Origin of the sequence: Mycobacterium sp. NPDC050041 (assembly GCF_049541695.1) — a bacterium.
Classification (GTDB): Bacteria; Actinomycetota; Actinomycetes; order Mycobacteriales; family Mycobacteriaceae; genus Mycobacterium.
On sequence record NZ_JBMVDG010000001.1, the window covers coordinates 341,581 to 366,171 of the forward strand.

16 protein-coding genes are annotated in these 24,591 nt (G+C 71.1%); 11 read left to right on the forward strand and 5 right to left on the reverse strand.

All coding sequences use genetic code 11. The features are described from left to right. Positions 1-4 precede the first annotated feature (4 nt). The 8 genes from ACPCHZ_RS01845 (at position 5) to ACPCHZ_RS01880 (ending at position 9,048) form a co-directional block, all read left to right on the forward strand. Positions 5-2,524 (forward strand): ABC transporter, encoded by a 2,520-nt coding sequence (locus ACPCHZ_RS01845; protein ID WP_423483170.1) that lies wholly within the window; start codon positions 5-7, stop codon positions 2,522-2,524. Positions 2,525-2,582: 58 nt separating this feature from the next. Further along, a complete protein-coding gene (locus ACPCHZ_RS01850; RefSeq protein WP_423483171.1) occupies positions 2,583-3,110 on the forward strand; it encodes a hypothetical protein in 528 nt (175 codons plus the stop codon). 86 nt (positions 3,111-3,196) lie between these two features. After that, on the forward strand, positions 3,197-4,612 hold the full coding sequence (zwf, locus tag ACPCHZ_RS01855; RefSeq protein ID WP_423483172.1) for a glucose-6-phosphate dehydrogenase: 1,416 nt from the start codon (positions 3,197-3,199) through the stop codon (positions 4,610-4,612). Next, positions 4,605-6,437: a glycoside hydrolase family 15 protein gene (locus tag ACPCHZ_RS01860; RefSeq protein ID WP_423483173.1), complete on the forward strand. Its 1,833-nt coding sequence runs from the start codon at positions 4,605-4,607 to the stop codon at positions 6,435-6,437. The genes zwf and ACPCHZ_RS01860 overlap by 8 nt, the downstream gene beginning before the upstream one ends. A 4-nt stretch (positions 6,438-6,441) precedes the next feature. After that, the gene (locus ACPCHZ_RS01865) at positions 6,442-7,062 is read left to right on the forward strand and encodes a TIGR03085 family metal-binding protein (RefSeq protein ID WP_423483174.1); all 621 of its coding nucleotides are present in this window, start codon (positions 6,442-6,444) and stop codon (positions 7,060-7,062) included. An 11-nt stretch (positions 7,063-7,073) separates the two neighbouring features. Beyond that, a complete protein-coding gene (locus ACPCHZ_RS01870) occupies positions 7,074-8,015 on the forward strand; it encodes an LLM class F420-dependent oxidoreductase (protein ID WP_423483175.1) in 942 nt (313 codons plus the stop codon). A 33-nt stretch (positions 8,016-8,048) separates the two neighbouring features. After that, on the forward strand, positions 8,049-8,489 hold the full coding sequence (locus ACPCHZ_RS01875; protein ID WP_423483176.1) for a hypothetical protein: 441 nt from the start codon (positions 8,049-8,051) through the stop codon (positions 8,487-8,489). 13 nt (positions 8,490-8,502) lie between these two features. Further along, positions 8,503-9,048, forward strand: coding sequence for a hypothetical protein (locus ACPCHZ_RS01880; protein WP_423483177.1), 546 nt, complete (start codon positions 8,503-8,505; stop codon positions 9,046-9,048). Positions 9,049-9,202: 154 nt separating this feature from the next. Here ACPCHZ_RS01880 and ACPCHZ_RS01885 read toward each other — a convergent pair whose 3' ends face one another. From ACPCHZ_RS01885 to ACPCHZ_RS01905, 5 genes are all read right to left on the reverse strand, one after another. Beyond that, a complete protein-coding gene (locus ACPCHZ_RS01885; protein ID WP_423483178.1) occupies positions 9,203-11,098 on the reverse strand; it encodes an Hsp70 family protein in 1,896 nt (631 codons plus the stop codon). 61 nt (positions 11,099-11,159) lie between these two features. After that, the gene (locus tag ACPCHZ_RS01890; protein WP_364977138.1) at positions 11,160-12,665 is read right to left on the reverse strand and encodes a dynamin-like GTPase family protein; all 1,506 of its coding nucleotides are present in this window, start codon (positions 12,663-12,665) and stop codon (positions 11,160-11,162) included. A 67-nt stretch (positions 12,666-12,732) separates the two neighbouring features. Then, positions 12,733-14,586: an isoniazid-induced dynamin-like GTPase IniA gene (gene iniA / locus ACPCHZ_RS01895; RefSeq protein ID WP_423483179.1), complete on the reverse strand. Its 1,854-nt coding sequence runs from the start codon at positions 14,584-14,586 to the stop codon at positions 12,733-12,735. A gap of 93 nt (positions 14,587-14,679) precedes the next feature. Continuing rightward, positions 14,680-15,720 (reverse strand): IniB N-terminal domain-containing protein, encoded by a 1,041-nt coding sequence (locus ACPCHZ_RS01900; RefSeq protein WP_423483180.1) that lies wholly within the window; start codon positions 15,718-15,720, stop codon positions 14,680-14,682. A gap of 297 nt (positions 15,721-16,017) precedes the next feature. Then, positions 16,018-16,539: an Rv0340 family IniB-related protein gene (locus tag ACPCHZ_RS01905; protein ID WP_423483181.1), complete on the reverse strand. Its 522-nt coding sequence runs from the start codon at positions 16,537-16,539 to the stop codon at positions 16,018-16,020. Between the two features lie 226 nt (positions 16,540-16,765). Between ACPCHZ_RS01905 and ACPCHZ_RS01910 the strand changes: the two genes are divergently transcribed. From ACPCHZ_RS01910 to ACPCHZ_RS01920, 3 genes are all read left to right on the forward strand, one after another. Further along, positions 16,766-18,601: an Hsp70 family protein gene (locus tag ACPCHZ_RS01910; protein WP_423483182.1), complete on the forward strand. Its 1,836-nt coding sequence runs from the start codon at positions 16,766-16,768 to the stop codon at positions 18,599-18,601. 7 nt (positions 18,602-18,608) lie between these two features. Continuing rightward, positions 18,609-21,146 carry an isoniazid response ATPase/transcriptional regulator IniR gene (gene iniR, locus ACPCHZ_RS01915; RefSeq protein ID WP_423483183.1) on the forward strand — a complete coding sequence of 846 codons (2,538 nt, stop codon included), beginning with the start codon at positions 18,609-18,611 and terminating at the stop codon, positions 21,144-21,146. Between the two features lie 139 nt (positions 21,147-21,285). Further along, a complete protein-coding gene (locus tag ACPCHZ_RS01920; RefSeq protein WP_423483184.1) occupies positions 21,286-24,531 on the forward strand; it encodes a heterodisulfide reductase-related iron-sulfur binding cluster in 3,246 nt (1,081 codons plus the stop codon). Positions 24,532-24,591: the final 60 nt, after the last annotated feature.

The window sequence follows — 24,591 nt, forward strand, 5'->3', positions numbered from 1 at the left end:
TGACATGACGCCCGGTCCCGATCGCGACGCACTCGATCCGTACGTCCGCGTCCGGGGCTCACGGGTGCACAACCTGCGGTCGGTCGACGTGGCCGCACCACGCGACGCCTTCGTCGCCTTCACCGGCGTGTCTGGTTCCGGCAAGTCCTCGCTGGCGTTCGGCACCATCTACGCCGAGGCGCAGCGCAGGTACTTCGAGTCCGTCGCTCCGTACGCCCGGCGGCTGCTGCTGCCCGCGGGAGCGCCGAAGGTCGACGACATCACCGGCCTCCCTCCGGCGGTGGCGCTTGCGCAGCGGCGGGGTTCGTCGTCTTCGCGTTCGACGGTCGGTACGGTGACGACACTGTCGAACCTGTTGCGCATGTTGTTCTCCCGGGCCGGTACCTATCCCCCCGGGAGCACCCAACGACTCGACTCCGACGCCTTCTCCCCCAACACCGCCGTCGGCGCGTGCCCGGAATGCCACGGCCTCGGCCGCGTCCACCGGGTCACCGAGGAAACGCTGGTGCCCGATCCGTCGCTGAGCATCCGGGAGGGCGCGGTCGCGGCGTGGCCGGGCGCGTGGCAGGGGCAGAATCTGCGCGACATCCTCATCACGCTCGGCTACGACATCGACAGACCCTGGCGCAAACTACCCAAGCGGCAACGCGATTGGATCCTGTTCACCGACGACCAGCCGACCGTCGAGATCGATCCCGGCGAGCACCCCGTGACGGCCGACTACTACTACAACGGCACCTTTTCCAGCGCCGAACGCCACGTCCGCCACACGCTGGCCAATTCGCAGAGCGCCACCATGCGCCGCCGGGTGCTGCAGTACGTCGACAGCGCCGAGTGCCCGGTCTGCCACGGCGCCGGGCTGCGCCCCGAGTCGCTCGCCGTGACCTTCGCGGGTCGCTCCATCGCCGACTACATCGCCATGCCGCTGGCTGACCTCGCCGAGGCGTTGCGGCCCACGGCCGTTCGCACGGATTTCGCACCCGCCTTCGAGTCGACGGAGTCCGGCGAGCTCACCGAGGTGGCCACCATGATCACCGCCGATCTCGTCGCCCGGATCGCGATCCTGGTGGACCTCGGGCTGGGCTACCTGAGCATGGACCGCCGCACACCGACGGTCTCGCCGGGTGAACTGCAGCGTCTCAAGCTCGCCACGGAGTTGCGGTCCGGACTGTTCGGCGTGCTCTACGTTCTCGACGAGCCGTCGGCGGGGTTGCACCCGGCCGACGCCGAACCGCTGCTCGAGGTGCTGGACAGGCTCCGCCGCGCAGGCAATTCGCTCTTCGTCGTCGAGCACGACATGGACGTGGTGCGTCGCGCCGACTGGATCGTCGACGTCGGACCGGGTGCGGGTGAGCACGGCGGCGAGGTGCTCTACAGCGGACCGGTCGCCGGGCTGGCCGATGTCGCCGCGTCGACCACGCGCCGCTACCTGTTCGACGACGCGGCACGCGAGACCGGGAAGCGACGGACGCCGCGAAGCACCCTGGAGCTGCGCGGCATCGACTTCCACAACCTTCACGACCTCGACGTCGACGTGCCGCTCGGCGTGTTCACCGCGGTGACGGGCGTCTCCGGATCGGGCAAGTCCACTCTGGTGTGCAAGGTCCTCGGCGACGTGGTCGCACGTCACCTCGGATCCGGCGGTGCGGCAATGCAATCCGCCGAGGAGATCGACGACGCCGACCAGATGCTCGACATCGACCTCGACGCCAGCATCGGGGTGAGTGCCGACGGCGTCGAGCTCATCGACCGGTTGATCAGCGTCGACCAGCGTCCGATCGGCCGCACGCCGCGGTCCAATCTCGCCACCTACACCGGCATGTTCGACGCCGTGCGGCGCGCGTTCGCCGAGACCGAGGAGGCCAGGCGGCGCGGGTGGTCGGCGGGCCGGTTCTCGTTCAACGTCGCCGAGGGACGCTGCCCCACCTGCCAGGGCGAAGGGTTCGTCGCCGTCGAACTGCTCTTCCTGCCCGGCACCTACGCCACGTGCCCCACCTGCGACGGCGCCCGCTACTCCGACGAGACGCTCGAGGTCACCTACCGCGACCACACCATCGCCGACGTCCTCCAGATGACCGTCGACGAGGCCGGTGACTTCCTGGCCGACCTTCCTGGCGCGGCCCGCAGCCTCGCCACGCTGCGCGATGTCGGGCTGAGCTATCTGCGGCTCGGGCAGCCGGCGACCGAACTGTCCGGCGGCGAGGCCCAGCGCATCAAGCTGGCGTCGGAACTGCAGCGGAGTCGGCGCGGCCACACGCTCTACGTGCTCGACGAACCCACCACGGGCCTGCACCCCGCCGATGTCGAGCGGCTGGAACGCCAGCTGCACCAGCTGGTCGACGCGGGAAACACAGTCGTCGTCGCCGAACACGACATGAACGTCGTCGCGGGCGCCGACTGGGTGATCGACCTCGGTCCTGGCGCAGGTGACGACGGTGGCCGTGTGGTCGCCGCGGGCACCCCGGACGCGGTGGCCGCATCGCGACGGAGCAGGACGGCGCCGTATCTGGCCACCCGACTGTGACGCCAATCCACGCGCGTCACTTCCGTCACTGCCGCCCCACACTCGGTAGCCTGAGCGGATGAGGCTCGCCCCGGCCATCGCAACCGTCCTGGCCATCGGTGCGCTCGTTCCGGGCTGCCAGAGCGCCCCCGAGGCGCCACCGCGGATCAAGCCCATCTCGCCGACCGAGCCGACGTTCCCCACGCCGAGGCCGAGTCGGACCCCGGCCGCGAAGCCGCCGGCGTCCACGCCACCGGCGCCGCCGCCGGCCCAGGAACTGCCCGCCGAGAACGGCTACGTGTTCATCCAGACGAAGTCCGGCAAGACCCGCTGCCAACTCGACACCGGCGAGGTCGGCTGCGAAGCGCCGTTCACCGATGCCCCCGAGGTCGACGGCGCCCCCGCCAACGGTGTCCGCGTCAGCGCGGGCGGCGGCATCGAATGGGTGCTCGGCAATCTCGGCGACATCCCCGCCGTCACGCTCGACTACCGCAGCTACCGCGCCGTCGGCTGGACGATCGAGGCCACCCCTGACGGCACCCGCTTCACCAACGACGGCACCCGGCACGGCATGTTCGTCGCCGTCGAACGGGTCGACACTTTCTGACGTTCTTCATCACACCTGTTTTGCCGCGACGCCTCCGGGCAACTCACCGACGTGCATCCCCTCGAAGCCAGCATCGGTAGAGCCGCATGACCACCGACGACCGGCCACCGCCGCAGGTGTTCGTGCTGTTCGGCGCGACGGGCGACCTCGCCAAGCGCAAACTCTTCCCCGGCCTGTACAAGTTGGCCGCGGCGTCCCGGCTGCCCGCCGACTACGCGGTGATCGGGTCCGGGCGCCATTCGCCCGGCAGCGACGACGAATTCCGTGACACCGTCGGCGACGGCCTGCGCGACACGGTCGACGACATCGACGACGATGTGTTGACGGAGTTGTTGCAGCGCATCAGTTTTCAGACATCGGACGCCGATGACGGCAGCGACCTGGCCGGCGCCGTCCGGCAGGCCCGCGAGAAGCTCGGCGAGGACGCCCGCGTTCTGATCTACCTGTCGGTGCCGCCGACGGCGATGCGGCCGATGATCGGCATGCTCGGCCGCGAGCACCTCACCGATGACGCCCGCATCGTGGTGGAGAAGCCGTTCGGCACCGATCTGGGGTCGTCGCGCGAACTCGACGCGGCGCTCAAGGAGGTCGTCAGCGAGGAGCAGGTGTACCGCATCGACCACTTCCTGGGAAAGGAAGCGGTGCAGAACATCCTGGCGATGCGGTTCGCCAACGGCCTGATCGAGCCGGCCTGGAACCGCGAGCACCTGGAGTCGGTGCAGATCGACGTGCCCGAGGAACTCACCGCCGAGGGACGGGGCAGCTTCTACGAGTCGACGGGCTGCTTCCGGGACATGATCTCGACCCACCTGTGCCAGGTGCTGGGGTTCGTCGCGATGGAGCCGCCGGTGCACCTCGACGCGACGGCACTGCGGAACGAGAAGTCCAAGGTGTTCCAGGCGATGCGGCCGCTCGACCCGGAGCGCGTGGTGTTCGGCCAGTACGAGGGATACCGCGACGAGGACGACGTCGCCGACGACTCCGACGTCGAGACCTACGTCGCCCTGGAGGCCTACGTCGACACCGAACGCTGGCAGGGGATGCCGTTCTACCTGCGCACCGGCAAGGCGATGGGCGGCACCCGCCGCACCGTCACGCTGACCTTCCGCAGCCCGCCGATGGGACGCTTCGGCGACGAGACCTACGGGGCGAACCAGCTGGTGCTGGAACTCAGCGACGACGCCGCCGTCGGCGCGCACCTGATGGCCAAACGACCGGGCCCCGATCTGTCGCTGATGCCGGTGAGCCTGCACATCGACCTCGCCGAAGCCGACCCGGACGGCGACATCCCGCTCGAGGCCTACGAACGGCTGCTGCTCGACGTGATGCGCGGCGACCAGACGCTGTTCACCCGCGCCGACGAGGTGGACCGACTGTGGCAGGTGTGCCAACCGGTACTCGACGCGCGGCCACCGGTTCGCGCCTACGCCAAGGGAAGCTGGGGACCCGACGAGGCGCTGGCCCTGCCGGGTGACTCCGGCTGGCGGCTGCCGGATGAGTGAGGACGTCCTCGCGATCGCGGAGCACGGCCTGATCGGCGACCTGCGCACCTGCGCACTGGTCGGCACCGACGGCACCATCGACTGGTTCTGCGCGCCGCGATTCGATTCGCCGAGTGTGTTCGGGTCGATCATCGACCGGGAGAAGGGCGGCGGGTGGCACCTGCGGCCGACCACCGAGGTGACCCGTACCCAGCAGTTCTACTACCCCGACACCGCCGTCCTGATCACCCGGTTCCTGACCGGCGACGGTGTGGCCGAGGTGCACGACTTCATGCCGGTGCTGGCCCGCGGAGACCTCACGCACCGCCAGCGACTCGTCCGGCGGGTCACCGGCGTGCGCGGCCGGTTGCGCCTCCGGATGGGACTCGACGCCCGGCCGGACTACGCCCGCGAGTCGTGCGGTGCCGAACGCAGCGGCGACGGCGTGCTCATCACCGGTGACGGCGTCCGCCTCGGCCTTGTCGCGTCGACCGACCTGCACATCGACCACGGCGCCGAGAACAGCGTCGTCACCGCCGAATTCGAGATCGGTACCGGCGACACCGCGCAATTCGTACTGGAGTTGCTCGGCGACGACGAGGAGGTCGACGCCGGGTCGATCGAGCAGACCGACGCTCTGTTCGACGCCACCACGTCGTTCTGGCGCGGATGGCTGTCCCAGTCCACCTACACCGGGCGGTGGCGCGAGACCGTGCACCGCTCGGCGATCACCCTCAAACTGCTCACCCACGAGCCGAGCGGGGCCATCGTCGCCGCACCGACCACCAGCCTGCCCGCCCCGATCGGCGGCAACCGCAACTGGGATTACCGCTACGTCTGGATCCGCGATGCCGGGTTCAGCGTGTACGCACTGCTGCGGCTCGGATTCCTGGAGGAGGCAAGGGAATTCATCCGCTGGCTGTCCGAACGGATGGGCAGGCACCACGAGACCGGGGGTGCCGACGACCAGCGCCTCGGACCGCTGCGCGTGCTCTACGACATCGACGGAAACCTGCCCGAGGAAGTCGAGCTCGACCACCTGTCGGGGTACCGCGACTCCTCGCCGGTGCGGGTCGGCAACGCCGCCGCCGGCCAGCTGCAGCTCGACATCTACGGCGAGATCATCGACTCGGTGTACCTGTTCAACAAGCACGGTCCGGGCATCAGCCACGACGGGTGGACCGACGTCTCGGGCATCGTCGACTGGGTCGCCGAGAACTGGGACCAACCCGACGCGGGCATGTGGGAGGTCCGCGACGAATACCGGCCCTACACGGTGTCGCGGCTGATGTGCTGGGTGGCGATCGAACGCGCCATCCGCATCGCCCGCGCGCGGGGGCTGCCGGGCGATCTGGTCGCCTGGTCGAAGGCCAGGGACGACATCTACGAACGCATCATGACGAAGTCGTGGAACGCCGACCTGCAGGCGTTCACCCGCGTCGAGGGCGATGCCACCCTCGACGCAGGGGTTCTCCTGATGCCGATGCTGAAGTTCCTGTCGCCGGCGGACCCGCGCTTCCTGTCGACGCTGGACGCCGTCGAGGAGCACCTCGTCAACGACAGTCTGGTGTTCCGCTACGAACCCGGCGCCGACGGCCTCGACGGCGAGGACGGCACGTTCTCGATCTGCTCGTTCTGGTACGTCGAGGCGCTCACCCGCGCGGGCCGACTGGAGGCCGCGCAGCTGGCGCTGGAGAAGATGTTCACCTACGCCAACCACGTCGGGCTCTACGCTGAACAGGTCAGCGAGACCGGCAACCAGGTCGGCAACTTCCCGCAGGCGTTCACCCATCTGGCCCTGATCAGCGCCGCCATCAACCTCGACCGCGCACTGGACGGAGAATGACACCATGACCGCTGCACGGCGCGAACGCGCCGCCCTCGTCGAGACCATGCGGGCCACCGCGCCCGACGACGCCACCCTCTGCGAGGGCTGGGACACCCGCGACCTCGCCGCACACCTGGTGATCCGGGAGTACCGGCTCGACGCCGCGCCAGGCATCGCGATCCCCTACTTCGCCGGCCGGACCGACAGGATCCAGGAGGAGGTGGCGCAGTCCACCGACTGGGACACACTGCTCGACAAGATCGCGTCGGGTCCGCCGGCCTGGTCGCCGTTCAAGCTGCTCGACCCGGTGGCCAACCTCGCCGAGATGTTCATCCACCACGAGGACGTCCGGCGGGCGCACCCCGGCTGGGAGCCGCGCGACCTCGATGCCGACGCGGTCAGGGGACTGACCCGCACGCTGTCACTGTTCGCGCGCCTGACCCTGGCCAAGGCGCCCACCCGCACCGCGCTGCGCACGCCGGACGGCAAGACGCTGGTGACCGCAGGCAAGGGTGCGGCGGTCACGGTGACGGGCCGGCCGGAGGAGCTGCTGCTGTTCGCGGCGGGACGGGAGGCGCGCGTGGACCTCGACGGCGAGCCGCAGGCGGTGCAGGCGCTGCGCGACGCGCCCAAGGGTCTGTAGGTTCGACCGACGTGGACCTCGCCGACTTCCGTGTCTTCGTCGAACCCCAGCAGGGGGCGACCTACGCCGACCAACTCGCAGTCGCCCGCACCGCCGAACAGCTGGGCTACTCGGCCTTCTTCCGCTCCGACCACTACGTCGCGATGAGCGGCGACGGCCTGCCCGGGCCGACCGACTCGTGGGTGACGCTCGCCGGGATCGCGCGGGAGACGACCTCGATCCGGCTGGGCACGATGGTCACCTCCGCCACCTTCCGCCACCCCGGCCCACTCGCGATCTCCGTCGCGCAGGTCGACGAGATGAGCGGCGGGCGAATCGAACTGGGGCTCGGCGCCGGCTGGTTCGAGGCCGAGCACCGCGCCTACGCCATCCCGTTCCCGCCGCTGGGCGAGCGCTTCGACCGGCTCACCGAGCAGCTCGACGTGATCACCGGACTGTGGGCGACGCCGTCTGGCCAGACGTTCGACTACGCGGGCGAGCACTACACCGTCGCGGATTCGCCTGCTCTGCCCAAGCCGGTGCAGTCGCCGCGGCCGCCGATCATCATCGGGGGCGGCGGACCGAAGCGGACCCCGGCGCTCACCGCCCGGTTCGCCGACGAGTTCAACATCCCGTTCGTGCCGCTGGACACGCTCAAGACCCAGTACGGCCGGGTCGCCGCGGCGCTCGCCGAGGCGGGCAGGCCGGAAGACTCGCTGACCTACTCGGTGGCCTTCGTGCTGTGCGCCGGTCGCGACGATGCGGAGGTCGCCCGGCGGGCGGCCGCGATCGGGCGGGAGGTCGACGAGCTGCGCGGCAATTCACCGACGGCGGGGACGCCCGCGGAGATCGTGGACAAGCTCGGCCCGTTCCTCGATGCCGGTGTGCAGCGGGTGTACCTGCAGGTGCTCGACATGTCCGATCTCGACCATCTCGCGCAGTTCGCGGCCGAGGTCGTCCCGCAGCTGAACTGACCGGACGGCCGGGCATGGATAGGATCGGTGCCCGTGACCGGCGACGACGATGACCGCGACGGGCAGGACCCTGCGGAGCCGCCGTGGCACGAGTCGACCTCCCAGCTGCTGGGGGCGAGTGCCGCCGGCCTGGCCGCCATCGCGCTCGTCGTCTGGGGCGTGACGGCCGTGTCCCGGGACGAACCCGACAACACGCCCGCCGAGTTCGTGGATTCGACGTTCTCGAGCGCGGCCCCCTCCGATTCGACGACCTCGACCACCTCGACGATCACCACCACCCGGTCGATCCAGACCACCGAGATCAACCCCGGTGACCCGGCGCTGACGCCGCCGCCTCCGACGTCGGCACCGGAGTCCTCCAACACCCGGTCCCGCGGACCCCGCACGAGGGAGAGCGAGGACGACGAACCCACCTCGACGCGCCGCCGGCCGCGCCTCAACGAGACCCGCTCCCTGTACCCGGGACCCAACTGAGGGCCTACTATCGATGCCCGTGGCGCGTGATCCGAACAACTACAGCGACGATGATCCGACGCAGTACGGCAGCCAGGCCTATGGCAGTGAGGCCTACGGCAACGAGCCGACGCAGTACGGCGACTACGGCGGTGGTTACGGCGAACCGCCCGGCGGTGGTGCGCCACCGCCGGAGGAACCGCTGCCCTGGTACCGCAAGCCGGCTGCCCTGGTCGGTCTCGGCGCGCTGGTCGCGCTGCTGATCGCGGTGATCATCTGGCTGGTGGTCCAGCTGACGTCCGACGACTCCCCGTCCGGCGAGACCACCACGACGACGACCACGACGACGTCGACCGACGAGACGTCGGCGCCGGTGGGCCCGCCGCCTACGGAGACGGTGACCGAGTCGTCGTCGGCACCGGAGACCACGACGACGGCCCCGACAACCACGACCACCACCACGGCTCCGACCACCACGACCACCACGACGACGCCTCCGACCACCACGTCGGTGGAGACCAGCACGAGCACCAGCACGGTGACGATCACCGTGCCGACGCTGGTCCCGCCGGGCGGCTGATCCGATTTCGCGCCGGCGGTCGAACCGCCGGTTCCGCGGTCAGCGGACTCGTTCGGTCCCTACGGGCGAAAGCGCACTGAGGGCTGTGCACAGCCGCATGAGCACCGTCGTGTGCAGGCGGCCGGCGGGTAGGCGCCTCCCGGTGTGCGTCGCGTCAGCAGGTCACTTCGGCTGACGGGACACACTCGGCCGGCGGCTCTGCTGCGGGCGCCGGCGCCGCTTCAGGCTCGGGTGCCGGCGCGGGCTCAGGCTCGGGCTCAGGTGCGGGCTCAGGTGCCGGCTCGGGCGCAGGCTCGGGTGCGGGTTCAGGTGCCGGCTCGGGCGCGGGCTCGGGCTCGGGCGCGGGTTCTGGTTCCGGCTGTGGCGCGGGCTGCTGGGGCGCCGGGTCCTGCGGTGCGGGCAGCGACGGGAAATCCATCGGGATCTGCGGCCACGCCATCGGCACCTGCGGCAGTGCGGGGGCCGGCGCCGGGGCGGCGGGCGCGGGCGCGGGGCGCGGAACGGCGCGCGGCGCGGGCCGGGGCGCTGCAGGCCGCGGCGCGGCGGGACGCGACGCCCCGGCGGCCACCCGCCGAGCCGCTTCGGGCGATGCGGGCCGCGCGGCAGCGGGCGGACGATCCGCCACCACGGTCCGGGTCACCGGCGCGGGCGCGGGAAGCTGCGCGGCCGCGGGCGTACCGGGCGCCGGAGCCGGTGCGGCAGGAGCGATCGGAGCCGTCGCCGCGGCCGGGGCGGTGCCTGCGCCGCCACTACTCGAGGTGAACACCAGACCGGCGACGGCCAACGCGGCGAAGCATGCGGCCCCGGCGAACAGCACCGCAGGCCGTCGGTACCACGCCGCCGGCTCGGCTTCTGCGGCGTCGTAGCCGGAGTGGTCGAACAGCACGTCGGGTCGCGCCATCCCGGTGTCGAACGATTCCCGGTACATGCCGTGTTCATCGGTGGCGTCGTCGCCCACAGGGGTCGCGGCCGACCAGGCCAGCGGGGCGACGGCCGCGGCGGCGACGGTGGCCAGGCCCGTGGCGGCGGGTGCCACCGCGGCCAGCGCCGTGACGGGTTCCTGCTCCTGAACGCGGCGGGCCACCAGAGCCGCGCCGATCGCGGCGGCCAGCTCGGGCCGGGGCATCGTCGTGACCGGCAACCGCAGTTCCTCGGAAAGCCGTTGCGTGACAAGCGGAATGCGGGCGCCGCCGCCGACCGTGGCGACGGCGGCCAGCGCGGCGGGCGCCACCCGGTTGCGGTGCAGCAGGTCGAACACGGCGGCCAGCAGCTGGTCGACGGGCTCTTGCATCAGCGCCTCGACCTCGGCGCGGGTCAGCCGCAGCGCCGAGTGCGGACCGGTCAATCCCGTCGCGGTGTCGAAGGACAGCCGCTCCTTGGCGAGCCGGCACTCGTCACGCAATGCGGACAGCGACGCGACCGCCGACGTGCCGGACTCCTCGGCGTCGAGGTCGGCGAGCACATGCGTCAGCACTGCCCGGTCGATCGCCTCGCCGCTGAACTCGTCGCAGCGGACGCTGCTGCCGACGGGCGCGAAGCCCGCGCCGGCATCCGCCAGTGTCAGCGTCGTGCCGGTGGCGCCGACGTCGCACAGCAGCACCAGGCCGCGGGCGGGCAGGCCGGGACGCGACTGCAGCGCCGTCAGCGCCGCGACTGCGTCGGACACCACGACGGCGTGCGGCATCCGCGCCCGTACGGCGTCCACCGCGGCGGCAGGCCAGTACGCGGGCAGCGCCAGGCCCGTGACGTCGGCCCGGCCCGCCGAGCGGGCGAGCGCCGTCACCGCCGTCACCGTCAGGTCTTCGCCGCGATGGGTGGAACCGTCGGCGGCGACGATGGGAACGGGGTCGCCGACGCGTTCCACGAAGGCCGACAACACCAGGCCCCGTTCGTCGAGCGCGGGGTTCTCACCCGGCAGGCCCACCTCGGGCGGCCGGTGCCCGAACAGGGTGAGCACCGACCGGCGGACGACGGGGCGGTCGGCGGGCCCGGCCAGCGGCACGGCGACCAGGTTCGTGACGCCGACTGACAATCCCAGCAAGCTGCGCATACCTGTATGTCGCCGCGGGACCGCGATTCGTTATGCGGGTCGGGCGACCGATTTCACCGGCTCAGCGGCCGCGGGCGGCGAACTCCGCGACCATGGCCTCCGCACTGCGCACGGCGGCCCGGCAGGCCCTGGTGGTGAACGGGTCGTTGAGGGGGTGATCGGCGCGGCGGCGCCAGCGCTGGGCGGCGGCGAAGGCGGCCCTCGGTCCGTCGTAGGGGGCGTCGGGCTGCAGGCCCAGCCTGCTGGCGGCGTCGGTGCCCGACCCGCCGATGATGCGCCGCAGCGAGACGATCTCGTCCTCGTTCAACGTGGTTGGCCGCGAACGCAGTTGGCTGAGCAGCCGGAGCTCCTCGAAGGCATGGGTGTCGGCAAGCAGCGGATCGATGTCGGCGACGATGTAGGGCGTCGCGTAGATCGGATGGTGCTCGACGAAGCGTCGCAGTGAGATCAGCGCGGTGTGCGCCTTGAGCAGGTCGGACCGCTGGGCGAACTGCTGGTCGATGACGTCACGCAGGGCGACCAGTCCGCTGCGCTCGAGCAGTTCGTCGGCCAGCGCCACCGAGTCGGTCACACCGGCCCGCAGCACCGCGATCGAGATCCGCACCCCGAACATCCCGAACCGGTCCAGCAACGCCGCGCGGGTGGCGGCGTCCACGGGCAGCGAGGAGTCCTCGCGCACGAAACGGTCCACCGACAGCATCGCCTTGGCCAGCTCGGCCGCGTCGACACCGGCCAGCTTCTCCAGCGCCACGAACTCGCTCTGCCGCAGGGTCCGCGCGGTGAGCGCGAGCAGCCCCGACACCGGCACCACGGCCTGGCAGATGCCCGTCTTGTCCATCTCGGTGGTGAACCGCTTGGCGACGTCCTTCGCCGACATCATCGCGTCGATGCGGCCCGCACCGATCTCGTCGGCCCGGGACGCCACCCCGATGACGCCGAGTGCGCCCGACGAACCGCCGACCAGCTCGCCGATCTGCTTGAGCAGCGCGATGTCGGCGGCGTTGAGGGTGCGCAGCAGGAAGACCACGGCGTCGACCCGCGGCACGCCGTCGTCGGGCACCAGCAGCCGCAACGTGCGCTGCGAGACGTCCCGCGACAGCGACGACGTGCCGGGGGTGTCGATGATCGTGGTGTCGATCAGTTCGGCGGCGGGCCACTCGACGTCGAGGTCCACCACGTCCTCGGGGTCGAGCCGGGCGAAGTCGAATGTCAGGCCCCGGTGGTCCGGCGAGCCCTGCGCGCCGCGCCCGATCGGCACGTTCGATCGGCGGCCGCCGCGGTGGTTCGCGGTCACCTTGGGAGTGGGCCCGTGCCGGAACCAGGTGACGATCCGGGTGGCCTCGGTGGCGTCGGTGGGCGCGATGTCCTCCCCTACCAGCGCATTGACCAGTGTGGACTTGCCCGCCTTCAACGTCCCGGCCAGCGCGATGCGGATCGGCTGGTTGAGTCTGCGGCCGATCCGGTCGAGCTCGTTGTGCACGTCGGGACGGTCGCGGTACGCCGGATCGGCCCGGTAGGCACTGATGGTGCCGCCCAGGATCGCCCGCACCTGATCGCTCGTGCTCATGTCGGCTGTCCAGCTTAGGCACCCGCCGGGCGCGCAGTGCACGCACGCGGTCGACGCGGCGCCCGGGCTAGGAGTTGCTGGGCGCGCCGACCGGCTCGCCGACGGCGCCGAGCTTCTCGCAGTGGTCGATCACCTGGCGCAGGATGTTGCGCTGACGCTCGAGTTCCTTGACGCGGGCGTTGCGCTCGTTCTCCTCGAGCTTGGCGGCGGCGAGGGTGGCCTGCAGCGACTCGTTGAGCGAACGGGTGGTCTGGTTGGCGATGTCGCGGTAGTGGTCGCGCAGCTGGCGCTGGATGCCCTTGAGCCGGTCGCGGGACTCCTTGGACACCACGAACGCGACGTCGTCGACGAATTTGCGCATGTTCGTCTTGGCCTCGTTGCGCACCCGCATCATCCGGTTCTCCATGTCCTCCTTGTAGGCCTTGCGGCCGAGGATGAAGCCGGCGCCCAGCGACAGCGGGTTGAACATCCCGAGCCCGGCGAACGAGGTGAGCATGCCGAACATCAGCACGCCGCCGTAGGAACCGCGCATACCGGTGACGATCTTGTGCCCGGTCTTGATCGGCTTGGCCTCCAGCCGGGCCAGCGACTTGAACTCGCCGAACCCGGCGCCCATGTCGCGGGCGTCGATGGCGGGCATCTGCACCGCGTCCAGTCCGGCCTCCATGAACGTGCGGGCCACCTCGGCGGCCAGCGCCTCGGCCCGCTGATAGGCCCACACGAAGTTGTCGCCGACGGCGGTGGCGACGGAGTTCTCGAGTTCGGCGCCGATCTCGGCCCACTGCAGGGTCGGGTCGCAGGAGTCGATCACCTTCTCGGTGTGCGCCACGATGTTGCGGAACCGGTGCCGCAGGTCGTGGTCGATGTCGCCGGTGAGGTCGGTGATGCCGTCGTTGAGCACCTGCTGCCACAGGGCGGTCTGCTGCAGCGCGTCCTGGGCCTCCTGCTTGCGCCGTTCCAGCTCCTCGGTCAGCCGGCCGCGGGCCTGCGGATCGTTGAACGCCGACAGCTCGGAGTCCACGGCCATCGCCAGATGCTCGGCGGCGGCCCGGATCTCGTCCACGACGTGGTCGCGTACCCGGTCGTTCTCGCGGCTGAGCACCCGGTCGGACAGGAACTTCACGATCGCCGGGAAGTTCGACTCCTCGTTGAGCTCCTTGTCGTTGAGCTGGATGGCGTGACTGCGCAACTGCGCCGACGCGGGGATCATCGGCGTGGAGATGCCCGCGCGACGCAGGTGCACGGAGTTGGCGTCGACGATCTGCCGCCAGTGCGGGTAGAGGTCGGTCTTGGACGCGACGATGACGGCGACGGGGCAGATCTCGACGGCCTGCCGGATGAACGTCATCTCGGGTTCGGTGAACTCCTGGCTGGTGTCGCTGACCATCAGCATCGCGTCGGCGTCGGGCAGCAAGCCCAGCGTCGCGGACAGGTGCGGCTGGCCGTGCCCGCCGACCCCCGGGGTGTCGACGAACGCCAAGCCGCCCTTGAGGAGTGGGCTGGGAGCGGTCACCTCGACGCGCAGCACCTCGCGGCCGCCGGCCTGCGGCGCGCGGCGCAGGTCGTTGCGCAGGTCCGCGGGCGGGATCTCGACCAGGTCGGGCTCCTCGCCGTCCGGATTGGCGACCACCAGGCGGGCGGAGGCCTGTTCGCCGTACGACACCACGGTGGCCAGCACCGTCGACTCGTCGTCGCCCACCCGCGCCACCGGCATGTTGAGCAGCGAGTTGAGCAGCTGGCTCTTGCCCTGCTTGAGCTGACCCGCGATCACCACCCGGATCTGCGGATCGCTGATGCGCCCCTTGGCCCTGGCCAGCCGGTCGACGAGGTCGCCCCGCTCGTAGGTCGCGGCGATCTTGCTGGTGTGGTCGATGAGCTCGACGATCACCTTGACCTTGCGCGGGTCGTTCGGTTGCGTCATGGGGCCCTTCTCCCTCGGTCGATCTCACGGTAGACGCGCGAACTGGCGGGGACCGTTGCGGTCCCCGCCAGCTGCGTCACGCGGTCATGTCGATCAGAACGCGTCCAGATCGTTGTTCGAGGCGACGTCGTTGTTCGAGGCGATGTCGGTGTTGGTCTCGAACTCGGTGGTGTTGCCCGAGCCGATCGCGGTGTCGTTGCCCGAGCCGATGTTCGACTCGTAGGTCGACGAGTTGTCCTCGATCGAGCTCTCCGTGGACGTGGTGACCTCGGTCTGCACCGACGTGTTGGTCGAGTTGTCCTCGGTGTTGTCGCTACCGAAGTCGCCACCGACCTCGGTGTTGCCGGTGTTGGTGCTCGTGTCGGTGATGATGATCGAGCCCGCCGAGCCGCCGTCGCCGCCGGCCGCGTTGCCGTTGCCGACCCCGACGCCGAGCAGTGTGTCGCCGCCACCGACGGCACCGCCGCCGCTGCCGCCGCTCATGTCGACGTCGTTGATCACCGGCGCGTCGTTGTCGGTGATCAGGTCGCCGCCCGCGGTCTGCGAGTTGTCCTCGACCTCGTTGTCCTTGCCGACGACGACGTTCGAGCCGGACCCGGCGAGGATGTCGCCGTTGCTGGTGGTGTTGCCGTCGCCGAGCACCGCGCCGTCACCGCTGACGATGTCGCCGTCGTTGTCGCCGCCGACCACGACGCCGCCGTTGGTGGCGGTGTTGCTGGTCTTGTCACCGAGGGTGATGTCACCGAAGCCCAGGTTGAACGCGCCGTTCTGGGCGTTGGCGCCGGCGTTCTGATCCGGGCTGGCGATCGGCACGTTGTTGCCGCTCAGCAGGTCGGTGTCATTGCGGCTGGCGAACTCCGTGGTCGGCGCGAACGAGGTCTGCGGCGAGAACGGCGAGGCGATGTTGCTGGCCAGCTGGTGGTGATCGGCGACCGCGCGCTGCAGGCCGACGATCGGGTCGCCGCCGCCGAGGGCGTAGCCGGCGGGAGCGGCGGTGGCCGCGACCGAGGCCAGCTGCTGGGCCGTCACGTTCGGCAGACCGGCGTCGCGCAGTGCGCTGTCGGGGTCGGCGACGAAGCGGGCCGCCTCGACCGGGCTGCGGAAGAGGTCGAGGATGAAGTCGATGAGGTTCATGGAACTTCCTTTCTGTCTTTCCCGGCGTGTCCTCGCGGACTCTGGGAGGTGGTTGCCCGCCGGGCGTTCCGGCGTTCTGGCGACAACGTTATGGATTCCGGGACCACCGGGGAACGGGGTCGCCTCCCATCCCCCAAAGCCTCCGTACTGGGTTCCCCGCATCAGCCCCGTTAGGGGATTAGGGGATACCCGGGGGTGAACGGCGCAGCCAGTCGGCTACGACATGTTTTCGCTGCTCAAACGACTTCACCCGCACGGACAGACGTCCGTGCGGGTGAAGGGGAGATATCGGGCGGGTCAGTCGAAGAGGTCGAATCCCTGGCCGTCGGCGCCGGGCAGCTGGTCCTCGGCGGGGGCCTGCCCCCAATCGGCGGCGAAGTCGGCGGCGGTGCCGGCAGGCACATCGGCGAAGGCGGTGTCGAACTGCGCGGCCGGGTCGGCGATCGTGCCGTCGAGGTCGTCCAGCCCGGCATCCGTCAGCTGACCGGCCGAGTCGTCGGCGACGTCGGTGATCACGGTCCCGGTGTCGTGGATTGCGGGGCCTGCGCCCGGATCGCCGAAGGCGTCGAACGCCGCGGTGGCCGCGCCACTCGCCCAGACGTTGCCCGCCGTTTCGGCGCCCAAGGCATCGAAGCTGCTGGTCGGACCGGTCATCGACAGCGATTCGGACACCACCGGGATGAGGTTGTCGACGTCGACGCTCGTCACGTCGGTCAGGTTCGCGTCGGCGATGGCACCGGCCGGGTCGGCGGTGTAGCGTGCCGCGGCGTCGGGGTCTCGCACCAGCGACATGACGAAGTCGAGAAGCGAGTTGGCCATGACTGCCCGTCCCCCTTGATGATGTCGGTGTCCTTCGGCGGTTCGCCGATGTCCCACGATGCTATCGGCGCAGGTGCGCCCCGGGATCGGTGCCGAACCCAGCCTCGCGGCGCGGCCGTTAGGGGACGGCGCGTTAGGGGATTCGCGCCACTAGGGGGATGTTCCGCGACTTCGGGGGCCGAGCCGCTAAGGTGAACACCGGCCGAGACAGCAGGAGTGACAGTAGATGACCGACTCGCTGGGGTTGTCGATCGGAATGACCAATCTCGTCGCGGCCCGCTTCGGCCGCGATCCGGTCATGCGCCGGTCGATTCTCACCGTTTTCGACGACCGCCCGCCCGAGGTCGGGCTGGCCGCCGAGAACCCGCCTCGCACCTCCCCCGGGATGGTGCTCAGCGGGTTCGTCGACCGCGTCGGCGATCCCGTGCCGCTGGTGGCGGCCGACGGTTCGGCTCACCGCGGCGAACAGGTGCTGGCCGAGGCGCTTGACTCGATGGCGCGCACCGCGGGCGGCGGCGCCCCGGTCGCGATCGCGGTCCCCGCGCACTGGGGTCCCGCGACCGTCGGCGCGCTGCGCGGGGCGCTGCGCAACCATCCGGGTCTCGCCTCCGACGGCTCCCCGGCCGCACTCATCCCCGACTCGGTGGCCGCACTGGCCGCGCTGCAGGCCGCACCCGGACTGCCCGACACGGGTGTCGTCGTGCTCTGCGACTTCGGCGGCAGTGGCACCAACATCACGCTCGCCGACGCGTCGGCCAACCTCGACGCCGTCGGCCAGACCGTCCGTCACACCGACTTCTCCGGCGACGGCGTGGATCAGCTGCTGCTCAACCACGTCATCTCCGGTCTGGCCGACGCCAACGACGCCGACCCGGCAGGCACCGCGGCGGTCAGTTCGCTGGCCCGTCTGCGCGATGCGTGCCGGCAGGCCAAGGAGCGGCTGTCCGCGGAGACCGCGACGGTGGTGCCCGCCGAGCTGCCGGGTGTGCGTACGGACTTCCGGGTGACGCGTGCCGAACTCGAGCAACTCATCGCCGGACCGCTGGCCGGTGTGCTGGCGGCTGTCGAGGACACGTTGCGGCGCAACAACATTGCGCCCGCAGACGTCTCGGCGGTGGCGACTGTCGGCGGCGGCGCCCACATCCCGCTGGTCACCCAGCAGCTGTCGGAGCGACTGCGCGCACCCGTCGTCACCACCCCGCAGTCACAGCTCAACATCGCGGCGGGCGCGGCGCTGGTGGCCGGCCGCGGGCTCAGCGCCGACGCACCCACCGGGATGGCGCCCATCCCCGCCGACGCGCCGACCGGACTGGCCCCTGCCGCAGATGCGCCGACGGGTATGGCGCCGGCGGCATGGGCCGCGGGCGCGGCGGGACTGGCGGCGGCCGAGTCCGCATCTGACGGAGCGTCGTCGGCCACCTTCCGCGCCTTGGCCTGGTCCCAGGACGACGCACCGACCGAGGAGCCGGTGCCCTACGCGGGCGAGGACTACACCGTCGACGCCGGCACCGGCGCCGCACGACCTCCGATCGCCTTCGCCCCCGGCGGCGAGCAGGAGCAGTATCCGCCCGAACCCGAACCGCTGCCCTGGTACAAGCGGCCGCCGATCCTGTTCGGCGCCGCCGCGGTGGCCGCGCTCGCGGCGATCGGTGGCCTCGCGGTGACGCTGACCAGCAGCACCGGCGATTCCGGCCCCGTCACCGAGACCAGCACCACCTATTCGATGGAGCCATCGCCGGCTCCGCTGCCGCCGCCGGTCACCACCGTCACCGTCGGGCCCGACGGCCGTGCCACCACGACGGTGAGCCAGCCACCGCCTCCGCCACCACCGAGCAGCACCACCACCACGTCGCCGACGAGCACCACGTCGCCGACCACCACCACGACGACCGCGACCACGACGACCACCACGCGGACGACGACCACGACGACGCCACCCACCACGACCCCGCCGACGACGACGCAGCCGCCGCCCACCACCTCCGTAGTGCCCGATCCTCCGGACCCGCCCGATCCGCCGGATCCGCCGACCACGGTGATCGTGCCGGGCGACGGCGCCTGACCCGCCGATGCCCAACCCGGCGCCGGACCGCCTGACCGACGTTCCGCCGGCCGCGGGCGCGTTCGTCACCGCGCTGCTCGCCGCCCCGACCGCGCCGGTGAAGGTGCTGGTCTCCGGCGGCATCGGCACCGGGAAGAGTGCTGTCCTCGCCGCGGTGCGGGCCGCGCTGCGCGACGCGGGCCGCACGGTGCTCACCCGCCCGCCCCGTCCTGAGGACCCGGCCGACGCGGCGCTCGTCGTCGACGACGCGCACCTGCTCGGCGACGCCGAACTCGACCTGATCGCCGACCGGGCGGCCGATCCCGCCTCGACGGTGGTGGTGTCGGCGGAGGCACGCCTGCGGCATGCCGCGCTGCAGTCGCTGAGCACCGCGCTCGCCCGGGAGAACCCGGTGGTCGCGCTCGGCCCGCTCGGTCCGGCCGACGTGCACCGCGCCGCGGCCGCCGCGCTGGGCGTGGCGCCGCAGGCGCAGCTGGTGCGGGCGCTGTCCGCCGCCACCGGCGGAGTGCCGTTCCTGCTGCGCGCCGCGTTGGCCGCCGACGGGCTGAGCGCCGCGGCCACCGCTCCCGCTGCGATCCGCAGGGCCGGTGCGGTCGCGCTGACCGAGCGCCTGCGCCGGGTCGACGGACCGGTCCTCGACACCCTGCTGGTGTCGTCGCTGAGTGCGGACCTCGGGCCCGACGACGTGGCGGCGGCGCTGCGGGTGAGCCAGGCCGTCGCGCTCGACCTCGTCGACGGCGCGCGCGCCAGCGGCCTGATCGACCCGTCGCACCACCCGGCCTTCCTGCGTTCGGTGCACCACGGCGCCGCGCAGATCGCGGGCGCGGCGCGGCATCACGAGATCGAGATCTCCCTGCTCGGCACCCAGATCGAGATGTCAACGCTGACAGCCGATCTCGCGCTTCAGCTGGCCGAACACGGGCTGCGGGACGAGCGGCTGGCCGCCGCGCTCACCGAACTCGCGGGCCGGGTCCGTGGCCAACCGGCCCGCGCCGCGCGGCTCTACCGGGCGGCCGCCGACGCCGGCGCCACCGCGCTCGACGCCCGCCTGGCCGACGCCCTGGCGCTCACCGGCGACTGCTCCACTGCGAGCCGCCTCGCCGACGAGCTGCTGGCCTCTGACGACCCGGCCGAACGGGCCGCCGCGGTGCGTGTCGCGGCCAGCATCGCGGTGCACGACGGCGGCGCCGCGCAGGCCGCCGACCTGTTCCGCTGGCTGGGCCCCTACCCCGACGCGGTCGTCAGTGCGGCGGGCGCCGTCGTCGCGGTGGCCGCGGGTGACCCGGTCACGGCGCGCACGGTGCTCACCGCCGACAGCGTCGGGCCACCGACGTCGACGGCGCGGGCGGCGCGCAGCCTGGCCGAAGGTCTGATGCAGTCGCTGGACCAGCCGTATCCCGTTGCGGTCGCACGGCTGAGCCAGGCGATCACCGCCGAGCGCGGTTCACCCGTAGTCGCGCCCGACACCCCGGCTGCGCTGGTCACCCTGGCGGCGATGCACGGCGGTGACCCCGTGCGGGCGCGAAGTGTGATCGGCCGCGCGGTCCGGGAAACCGACGGCGCCGACGGTGAGATCTTCGTCACCCACCGACACCGCCTGCTGGCGGGCTGGGTGCGGATGCAGGACGGCCAGCTCGGCGCGGCGGCGGCCGGCGTGGCGGGCACGGCGAACGCCACCCTGCACCGGCGCGACGCGCTGTGGTCGGCGGCGCTGCAGACGGCGATCGCCCGGCGCAGCGGCGACAGCGGCGCCATGCAGAAGCACTGGTACGCCGCGATGGAGGTGCTCGCCGAGTACTCGGTGGACCTGTTCACCCTGCTTCCGCTGGGTGAGCTGTGGGTGGCGGCCGCCCGGATGCGTCAGGTGGACCGGCTGGCGCATCCGCTCGCGGAGGCTTTCGGGCTGCTCGAGTCGCTCGGCAATCCGGTGTTGTGGTCGACGCCGCTGCACTGGTCCGGAGTGCATGCGGGGATCCTGGCCAATGCTCCCGATGCGGTGGCCCCACACGGCCAGGCCCTCACCGCGGCGGCCGGGAGCAGTGCCTTCGCGAAGTCGCTGGCCACTGCGGGTCGCACCTGGCTGCGGGTGCTGGCCAACCATGTCGACGTCACCGAGGTGACGGCGGCGGCGCGGTCGCTGTCGCAGTTCGGTCTGACCTGGGATGCCACCAGGCTGGCCGGGCAGGCGGCGCTGCAGACACCCGACGGCCGGGTTTCTCAGGCCATGCTGCAGCTGGCCCGGGACCTGAAGCAGTCCGTCGGAAGCGACGATGTCGAGATCCACGCCACCGACCTGCCTCAACCTCTGCGGACACCGTCGTCGACCCCGGCGTCGGCGCCCGCCTCCTCGCGGCTCTCGGACCGCGAGCGGGAGGTCGCCGAACTCCTGCTGCTCGGCATGCCCTACCGCGACATCGGCGCGCAGCTGTTCATCTCGGCGAAGACCGTCGAGCATCACGTCGCCCGGATCCGTCGCCGCCTCGGCGCCGAGTCGCGCTCGGAGATGCTCTCGATGTTGCGGGCGATGCTGGCGCCGCAGGGGTAACCGACCGACTAGTTAGGTCAACCTTCGTGGCGGCGCCCAGGGCCGGGGTGTCACTATGAGCAGGCACATAGCCTAAGTTACTGACGAGTAACATCGTCTAAGTTACCGTTGAGTAACTTACCTAGCCGGGGAGGCGCGCGTGGACACGCAGATGCTGATCAGAATCATCGCCGGGGTTCTGATGATCGCCGTGGTCGGCGCGCTCGCGGTGAAGCGGTTCCTCTGGCTCACGAAACTGATCCGTTCCGGTCAGCCGACGAGCGAGGCGAACAACCGCAAGGACAACCTCAAGAAGCGCATCACCACGCAGTTCGAAGAGGTCTTCGGGCAGACCCGGCTGCTCAAGTGGTCGATCCCCGGCATCGCGCACTTCTTCACGATGTGGGGCTTCTTCATCCTGGGTTCGGTCTACGTCGAGGCGTTCGGCCTGCTCGTCGACCACGACTTCCACATCCCGTTCGTCGGCCGCTGGGATGCGCTGGGCTTCCTGCAGGACTTCTTCGCCGTCATGGTGCTGGCCGGCATCGCGACCTTCGCCGTGATCCGGATCGTCCGCGAACCCAAGAAGCACGGCCGCGACTCGCGCTTCTACGGCTCGCACACCGGTGGCGCCTGGCTGATCCTGTTCATGATCTTCAACGTCATCTGGACCTACGCCCTGGTCCGCGGCGCGGCGGCCGTCGTCGGCAACCTGCCCTACGGCAACGGCGCGTTCTTCTCTCAGGCCATGGGCTGGATCATGCGCCCGCTCGGCGTCACTGCCAACGAGTGGATCGAGACGATCGCGCTGCTCGGGCACATCGCCGTGATGCTGGTGTTCCTGCTGATCGTGCTGCACTCCAAGCACCTGCACATCGGCCTGGCGCCGATCAACGTCACGTTCAAGCGGATGCCCGACGGCCTGGGCCCGCTGCTGCCGGTGGAGTCCAAGGGTGAGCCGGTCGACTTCGAGGATCCCGCCGAGGACGCCGTGCTCGGCCGCGGCAAGATCGAGGACTTCACCTGGAAGGGTTTCCTCGACTTCACCACCTGCACCGAGTGCGGCCGCTGCCAGTCGCAGTGCCCGGCCTGGAACACCGGTAAGCCGTTGTCGCCCAAGCTCGTGATCATGAACCTGCGCGACCACATGTTCGCCAAGGCGCCGTACTTCCTCGACGGCAAGGAGAGCCCGCTCGAGAACACCCCGGAGGGCGGCCTCGGCGAAGAGGCGCGCGGCGAGAAGCACAGCGAGGAACACTCCCACGAGCACGTTCCCGAATCCGGCTTCGAGCGCATCCCCGCCGACAGCCCGCTGCAGGCCACCCGTCCCCTGGTCGGCACCCTGGAGCAGGGCGGCGTCATCGACCCCGACGTGCTGTGGTCATGCACCACGTGCGGCGCGTGCGTCGAGCAGTGCCCGGTCGACATCGAGCACATCGACCACATCGTCGACATGCGCCGCTACCAGGTGATGATGGAGTCGGAGTTCCCCGGTGAGCTCGGCGTGCTGTTCAAGAACCTGGAGAACAAGGGCAACCCCTGGGGACAGAACTCCAAGGACCGCACCAACTGGATCGACGAGGTCGACTTCGACGTGCCGGTGTTCGGCAAGGACGTCGAGACCTTCGAGGGCTTCGAGTACCTGTTCTGGGTCGGCTGCGCCGGCGCCTACGAGGACCGGGCGAAGAAGACCACCAAGGCCGTCGCCGAACTGCTCGCCACCGCGGGCGTGAAGTTCCTCGTCCTGGGCGAGGGCGAGACCTGCAACGGCGACTCGGCCCGTCGCTCGGGTAACGAGTTCCTCTTCCAGCAGCTCGCCGCGCAGAACGTCGAGACGCTCAACGGCCTGTTCGAGGGCGTCGAGCGGGTGGACCGCAAGGTCGTCGTCACTTGCCCGCACTGCTTCAACACCCTGGGCCGTGAGTATCCCCAGGTCGGCGGCACGTACACCGTGCTGCACCACACGCAGCTGCTCAACCGGCTGGTGCGCGACAAGAAGCTGGTGCCGGTCACGGGTGTCGACGGCAGCCCGAGCGGCCAGGACATCACGTATCACGACCCGTGCTACCTCGGCAGGCACAACAAGGAGTACAGCGCCCCGCGTGAGCTGATCGGGGCTTCGGGAGCCAAGCTCACCGAGATGCCCCGCCATGCCGACCGCGGCCTGTGCTGCGGCGCCGGCGGCGCACGCATGTGGATGGAAGAACACATCGGCAAGCGGGTGAACACCGAGCGCACCGAGGAGGCCATCGACACCGGCGCGTCGGCGATCGCCACCGGCTGCCCGTTCTGCCGCGTGATGATCACCGACGGTGTCGACGACGTCGCCTCCGCCCGGGACATCGAGAAGGTCGAGGTGCTCGACGTCGCGCAGCTGCTGCTGGGCTCGATCGACAAGAGCTCGGTCACGCTGCCCGAGAAGGGCACCGCTGCCAAGCAGGCCGAGGAGCGCGCCGAGGTCGCCGCGAAGACCGTCTCCGCGGCGCCTGCCGTCGAGGAGGAAGCCGAAGAGGCCGGCGCACCGGCCGAGGCGGACGACGCCGCCGAGGTCAAGCCGGTGACAGGCCTCGGCCTGGCCGGTGCCGCCAAGCGGCCCGGAGCCAAGAAGACCGCCGCCGCACCCGCGGAGGCCAAGACCGAGACGAAGCCTGCGCCCGCACCGGCCAAGGGCCTCGGCCTGGCCGGCGGCGCCAAGCGACCGGGCGCCAAGAAGACCGCCGCCGCACCCGCAGAGGCCAAGGCCGACGCACCCGCCGCCGACAAGCCGGCCGCCGCACCGGTCAAGGGCCTCGGCCTGGCCGGCGGCGCCAAGCGACCCGGCGCCAAGAAGACCGCCGCCGCACCCGCAGAGGCCAAGGCCGAGCCGATTGCCGCAGAGGCCAAGGCCGAGGCGGAGGCGCCTGCCACGCCGGAGCCCGAGGTCAAGGGTCTCGGCCTCGCCGCGGGCGCACGCCGCCCGGGCGCGAAGAAGGCGCCCGCGAAGAAGGTGTCGCCGAACGAGGGTGAGGCCACGGTCGTGCAGCCCGCCAACGTCGACCCCGATCAGGTGGAGGCCGGGACGGAACCGGACGACACCGCCGACTCGGATCGCGGCCTCGAGGAGCACGAAGCCCGTCCGGAGCCCGAGGTCAAGGGACTCGGCATCGCCGCAGGCGCCCGCCGGCCGGGGGCGAAGAAGGCGCCGGCCAAGAAGGCCGCGCCCAGCACGCCCGCGCCTGAGGCGACGCCGGAACCGACGCCGGAGACCAACGGCGAGGCCCATGCCGACCCGGCGCCTGCCGAGCCGTCGTCGAACGGATCGGACGCGAACGGATCCGACGGCGGCGAGGCCCGCGTCGTGGGCGACGAGGCCCCGGTGAAGGGTCTCGGCATCGCCAAGGGCGCCCGCCGCCCGGGCAAGCGGTAGCCGCAGCGGCGTTTCTGTGCGATTTGTGGAGTCGTAACCGCGCTCACCGCGGCTACGACT

Coding starts and splice junctions, on each gene's coding strand:
- ACPCHZ_RS01845 (WP_423483170.1), top strand. CDS start 5: ATGACGCCCGGTCCCGATCGCGACGCACTCGATCCGTACGTCCGCGTC.
- ACPCHZ_RS01850 (WP_423483171.1), top strand. CDS start 2,583: ATGAGGCTCGCCCCGGCCATCGCAACCGTCCTGGCCATCGGTGCGCTC.
- zwf (WP_423483172.1), top strand. CDS start 3,197: ATGACCACCGACGACCGGCCACCGCCGCAGGTGTTCGTGCTGTTCGGC.
- ACPCHZ_RS01860 (WP_423483173.1), top strand. CDS start 4,605: ATGAGTGAGGACGTCCTCGCGATCGCGGAGCACGGCCTGATCGGCGAC.
- ACPCHZ_RS01865 (WP_423483174.1), top strand. CDS start 6,442: ATGACCGCTGCACGGCGCGAACGCGCCGCCCTCGTCGAGACCATGCGG.
- ACPCHZ_RS01880 (WP_423483177.1), top strand. CDS start 8,503: ATGCCCGTGGCGCGTGATCCGAACAACTACAGCGACGATGATCCGACG.
- ACPCHZ_RS01885 (WP_423483178.1), bottom strand. CDS start 11,098: ATGCGCAGCTTGCTGGGATTGTCAGTCGGCGTCACGAACCTGGTCGCC.
- ACPCHZ_RS01890 (WP_364977138.1), bottom strand. CDS start 12,665: ATGAGCACGAGCGATCAGGTGCGGGCGATCCTGGGCGGCACCATCAGT.
- iniA (WP_423483179.1), bottom strand. CDS start 14,586: ATGACGCAACCGAACGACCCGCGCAAGGTCAAGGTGATCGTCGAGCTC.
- ACPCHZ_RS01900 (WP_423483180.1), bottom strand. CDS start 15,720: ATGAACCTCATCGACTTCATCCTCGACCTCTTCCGCAGCCCGGTCGAG.
- ACPCHZ_RS01905 (WP_423483181.1), bottom strand. CDS start 16,539: ATGGCCAACTCGCTTCTCGACTTCGTCATGTCGCTGGTGCGAGACCCC.
- ACPCHZ_RS01910 (WP_423483182.1), top strand. CDS start 16,766: ATGACCGACTCGCTGGGGTTGTCGATCGGAATGACCAATCTCGTCGCG.
- iniR (WP_423483183.1), top strand. CDS start 18,609: ATGCCCAACCCGGCGCCGGACCGCCTGACCGACGTTCCGCCGGCCGCG.